We start from the raw sequence: 5,121 nt of genomic DNA on the forward strand, positions 1-5,121 counted from the left end.
TGTGGGGTTCCCATGTGAGAGTAGGACATCGCCAGGCTTGCTTTCTTGTTTTCAGATTTTTGGAAAAATCTGAAGGCAAAAACAGATTTAATCATCAAAGCAGATATGCGTAAGACTTTGATAAGAAAATACAGAGCCCTGACCTCACGGTCGGGGCTTTTTTTGTGTCTAAACCAACATTGTGCGCGTTTTGCTTCAATAACCTGCCGCCTCAAACTCTCTGAACCGTTATACATCGACAAGCGTGTGGCTGTTCTCACTCAACGCTGAAGCCGAGAGTCGATTCCAATATTACTCGGTGAAGCGCACTTTTCACCGGTAATCTATAGACATAAAAAAAACCTCCTTGGCGGAGGTTTTTTATCGAACTTATTCACTCACTATTACGCTGGGTTCTTAGCGATAAGTTTTCTTGTTCGCTCTGCAGGTTCTTCGAGTCCAAGCTTTTCATAGGCTTTCAGCATCAAAGGTAACGATGCGCGGGCTGCCTCTGTATCAGGGAAGTCACGCTGCAACGCTTGGCAACGGTTAACCGCGGCAACCCATGCTTCGCGACGGATGTAGTAATCAGCGGCGGCGAGCTCATAGTTGGCAAGGCGGTTTTTCAATGCGGTCATCCGCGCTTTGGCATCTGCGGCATATTCACTGTTGGGATAGCGCTCAAGTAAGCGACGAAAATCGGCAAAGGCTTTACGTGCTGGTTGCGGATCTCTGTCATCCCGCTCCATGCGTAAGATATCGTGGATGAGGCTACGATCTTGGCCCATATGGACAAGACCACGCATATAAACCACCCAGTCACTTTCTGAGTGCGCTGGGTGCATACGCATAAAACGATCGATCGTGGCTTCGGCCAAAGCTAAGTCATCATTTTTGTAATATGCATAAATAAGGTCCAGCTGCACTTGATCAGAATAAGCACCAAAAGGATAGCGTGAATCTAGTGCTTCCAGCTTTTCAATCGCGGTTATCCAAGCCCCTTGATTTAACTGCGCTTCAGCATCCTGATACAGTTTGGATGGCGGATCGTCTTGAACGACTTGGTCGTTACTTGAACAACCGGCGAGTAGAGAGGCTGCGAGTAGCGCAGTCAGGGTTAGGCGTTTCATGGGTTATCGCACTTCCTTGAAAAGTTTTTATGCCATCTGGATTACGGTCGCAGCGGCAAACAGATACAATGTCATTATTCCGGCTATTTTATCCAGTGACAGGCGACTATAGCAAAAGGCGTTTGCAGGCGATATGCCAAGCGCCACTATAACGACTGTCGCAAGGGTTTAGTCATAGAAATCACAGAAAAGTTCGATATGGCACAACAGATAGAGTTATCCCATCAGATCCAAGATCATCAACTAGGTCAGCGGCTCGACCAAGCTATCGCTGAGCTGTTTCCTGATTACTCGCGCTCTCGGATCAAAACCTGGATCCAAGCTGGTCAGGTGTCACTCAATGGCGTGGCCATTGATAAACCGCGTCAAAAAGTGATGGGAGGAGAAAGCGTCGAGATCACTGCGGAAATCGAGGATGATGACCGTTGGATCCCGCAAGATATTCCGCTCGATATTGTCTATGAAGATGACGACTTGTTGGTGATTAATAAACCTGCGGGGCTGGTTGTTCACCCAGGCGCAGGTTGCCCTGATGGTACTTTACTGAACGGTCTTTTGTATCGTTATCCGGAAATAGGAGACGTACCTCGAGCAGGGATCGTCCATCGTTTGGACAAAGACACCACGGGATTAATGGTGGTCGCCAAAACGATCCCAGCACAAACACGTCTAGTTCGGGCGCTACAGAAGCGGAAAATTACCCGTGAGTACGAAGCGATTGCGATTGGCAATATGACCGGTGGTGGTTTGGTGGATAAGCCGATTGGCCGCCACGCAACGAAACGCACCCATATGGCGGTGCATGAATTAGGTAAGCCCGCGATCACCCATTATCGCGTGGCCGAGCATTTTCGTGGCCACACGCGGTTACGTTTGCGCTTGGAAACGGGCCGGACCCACCAGATCCGTGTCCATATGGCTTACTTGAATCATCCCTTAGTGGGCGATCCGCTATATGGTGGCAAGGCTAAACCGCCTCGTCATGCCGATGATGCGCTCATCCAAGGCTTACGCCAATTCCGGCGCCAGGCGCTACATGCGGCCATGCTACGTTTAGATCATCCGGTCACTGGCGAGCAAATGGAATGGCATGCTCCGATTCCAGATGACATGGTCGCACTGACTGAGCTGCTAAGGGATGATCAAAGCCAATATGGAGAAGAGGAATACTGATGCGCTACCTCGAGCCCGACTGGCCTGCCCCAAGCAATGTGCGTGCGCTGACGACCACGCGTGTTGGTGGCGTGAGCCATGGGCGCTTTTCGAGTTGGAACTTGGGTATGCATGTTGGCGACGCACCTGATGATGTTGCCAAAAGCCGACTGCTACTCGCAAAGCAGGTCGAGGGCGATATTACCTGGCTGGACCAAGTACATGGCACGCAGGTCGTGCACCTTCCAAGTGAAGATCCTCACCCTGAGGCAGATGCGGCCTTCGCCGAAACAACAGGCCAAGTCTGTACCATCATGACGGCTGATTGCTTGCCAGTACTTTTTTGCAGTGACGATGGTCAGCAAGTCGCGGCGGCCCACGCAGGTTGGCGCGGATTATTGAATGGTGTGCTGGAATCGACATTATCGATGTTTGAGGCGCCAAGCCGATGCCTCGTTTGGCTGGGGCCTGCGATTGGCCCCCAAGCTTTCGAGGTGGGGGAAGATGTGTATCAGGCATTTACCACTTTGTCACCGGAAGCCAAGGTCGCCTTTATGCCTACCGACAGCCACAAGTACTTAGCTGATCTTTATATGCTCGCGACGCAACGACTCCAACAGGCTAGCGTTACTGCTGTTTATGGTGGGGAGTTTTGTACCTACCAGCAGGCGGATCAGTTTTATTCGTATCGACGAGATGGGCAAACAGGCCGGATGGCAACCTGCATCTGGCGGGTGAAATAAAAGCGACAAAGGTGCTTGAAAAGCGCCGCAATCGTGCCCATTTATTCATCAACTAGAGGTGTTAAGTGGGAGGAACTATGCGCCTTGACCGATTTACGAGTAAATTCCAAATTGCGATTTCTGATGCGCAATCACTCGCATTAGGGCGAGATCACCAATACATCGAGCCTGTTCACTTGATGACCGCGCTCCTGAACCAAGACAGCAGTGCCATCCGCCCGTTATTGACCATGCTGAACGTGGATGTGAGCCAGTTGCGTTCCAGTCTCTCTGAGTTATTAGACCGACTACCACAAGTCACTGGCACGGGGGGCGAAGTACAGCTTTCAAACCACCTAGGCACGCTATTTAACCTGTGCGACAAAATCTCGCAAAAGCGTAAAGATAAATATATCTCGTCAGAGCTTTTTGTTTTGGCTGCGGTGGAAGACAAAGGCCAGTTGGGAGATCTGTTGCGTAGCCACGGGTTGACGTCGCAAAAGGTTGAAGAAGCGATAGAGAAAGTCCGTGGCGGCCAGCAAGTCGATGATCCGAATGCGGAAGAGAATCGTCAAGCCCTCGAAAAATTCACCATTGATCTTACTGAGCGTGCAGAGCAAGGCAAGCTCGACCCTGTTATTGGCCGTGATGATGAAATCCGTCGTACGGTGCAAGTGTTACAACGCCGTACCAAAAATAACCCAGTGCTGATTGGTGAGCCCGGTGTAGGTAAAACCGCGATTGTCGAAGGGCTTGCTCAACGCATTGTGAATGGTGAGGTGCCAGAGGGGCTTCGCAGTAAACGCGTTCTTTCTCTTGATATGGGTTCATTAGTTGCAGGGGCGAAGTATCGAGGTGAGTTTGAAGAGCGTCTAAAAGCGGTACTCAACGAGCTTGCCAAAGAAGAAGGCAATGTCATCCTCTTTATCGATGAACTGCACACCATGGTGGGCGCAGGCAAAGCTGAAGGGGCCATGGACGCGGGCAACATGCTCAAACCTGCTCTTGCACGTGGTGAACTCCATTGTGTTGGGGCCACCACGCTGGATGAGTATCGGCAGTATGTGGAGAAAGATGCGGCATTAGAGCGTCGTTTCCAAAAAGTATTGGTGAGTGAGCCGAATGTCGAAGACACGGTGGCCATTTTGCGAGGCCTCAAAGAGCGTTATGAATTGCATCATGCGGTAGAGATTACCGATCCGGCTATCGTTGCTGCTGCGAGCTTGTCACACCGCTATATTGCCGATCGGCAACTGCCAGATAAAGCCATCGATCTGATTGATGAGGCCGCTTCCAGTATTCGGATGCAAATAGACTCAAAGCCAGACTCACTCGACAGGCTTGAGCGTCGTATTGTGCAACTGAAGATAGAGCAGCAAGCACTGGAAAAAGAAGAAGACAGTGCGAGCCAAAAGCGCTTAGAAACGCTTCGCGACGAGTTAGAAGCAAAAGAGCGTGAGTACGCAGAATTGGAAGAGGTCTGGAATACTGAGAAAGCTGCCGTGTCTGGTGCTCAACACATTAAAGCAGCGTTAGAGCAAGCACGTACTGACATGGAAATCGCTCGTCGAGCGGGTGATTTGAGCCGGATGTCAGAGCTGCAATACGGAAAAATTCCGGAGCTTGAGAAGCAGCTGGATCTTGCCAGTCAGGCAGAGATGCAGGAAATGACGTTGCTTAAAAACCGTGTCACGGATGCGGAGATCGCAGATGTCATTGCACGCCAGACAGGTATTCCAGTCTCGCGCATGCTGGAAAGCGAGAAAGAAAAGCTACTTAAAATGGAGTCAGCGCTTCACGAGCGTGTGGTTGGCCAAGATGAAGCGGTCAGTGCTGTCGGCAACGCCATTCGCCGCAGCCGAGCGGGCTTGGCGGATCCGAATCGCCCGATCGGCTCATTCCTCTTCCTAGGGCCAACGGGTGTAGGTAAAACCGAGCTATGTAAGTCACTTGCCGAGTTTATGTTCGATAGCCGAGATGCCATGGTTCGGATTGATATGTCCGAATTTATGGAGAAGCACTCCGTGGCTCGCCTTGTGGGGGCGCCTCCAGGCTATGTGGGTTATGAAGAAGGTGGCTACCTGACCGAAGCGGTACGTCGCCGCCCTTACTCTGTCATTCTGCTCGACGAGATAGAG

Annotated in this window: 5 protein-coding genes; 3 read left to right on the top strand and 2 right to left on the bottom strand. The window is 51.1% G+C overall.

Annotation, left to right across the window (positions count from 1 at the left end):
* A partial coding sequence (locus BGL48_RS16350; protein WP_218089798.1) for a hypothetical protein occupies positions 1 to 236 on the bottom strand: 236 nt, incomplete at its 3' end.
* Positions 237 to 383: 147 nt separating this feature from the next.
* On the bottom strand, positions 384 to 1,109 hold the full coding sequence (bamD, locus tag BGL48_RS07040; protein WP_069362000.1) for an outer membrane protein assembly factor BamD: 726 nt from the start codon (positions 1,107 to 1,109) through the stop codon (positions 384 to 386).
* A 198-nt stretch (positions 1,110 to 1,307) separates the two neighbouring features.
* Here bamD and rluD point away from each other — a divergent pair, with 198 nt between their 5' ends.
* The 3 genes from rluD to BGL48_RS07055 all read left to right on the top strand — a co-directional run.
* Positions 1,308 to 2,282 carry a 23S rRNA pseudouridine(1911/1915/1917) synthase RluD gene (rluD, locus tag BGL48_RS07045; RefSeq protein WP_069362001.1) on the top strand — a complete coding sequence of 325 codons (975 nt, stop codon included), beginning with the start codon at positions 1,308 to 1,310 and terminating at the stop codon, positions 2,280 to 2,282.
* Complete coding sequence (pgeF, locus tag BGL48_RS07050; protein WP_069362002.1) at positions 2,282 to 3,004, top strand: peptidoglycan editing factor PgeF; 723 nt, start codon at positions 2,282 to 2,284, stop codon at positions 3,002 to 3,004. Before rluD ends, pgeF begins: the two co-directional genes overlap by 1 nt.
* 77 nt (positions 3,005 to 3,081) lie before the next feature.
* On the top strand, positions 3,082 to 5,121 hold a 2,040-nt coding region (locus tag BGL48_RS07055), incomplete at its 3' end, for an AAA family ATPase (protein ID WP_069362003.1).

The sequence above is a fragment of the Salinivibrio sp. SS3 genome, from assembly GCF_001722105.1.
In the GTDB taxonomy this organism is placed as follows: domain Bacteria; phylum Pseudomonadota; class Gammaproteobacteria; order Enterobacterales; family Vibrionaceae; genus Salinivibrio; species Salinivibrio kushneri.

Bases quoted from the DNA above. Each gene is read 5' to 3' on its own strand.
- bamD (WP_069362000.1), bottom strand. From the start codon at position 1,109: ATGAAACGCCTAACCCTGACTGCGCTACTCGCAGCCTCTCTACTCGCC.
- pgeF (WP_069362002.1), top strand. From the start codon at position 2,282: ATGCGCTACCTCGAGCCCGACTGGCCTGCCCCAAGCAATGTGCGTGCG.
- rluD (WP_069362001.1), top strand. From the start codon at position 1,308: ATGGCACAACAGATAGAGTTATCCCATCAGATCCAAGATCATCAACTA.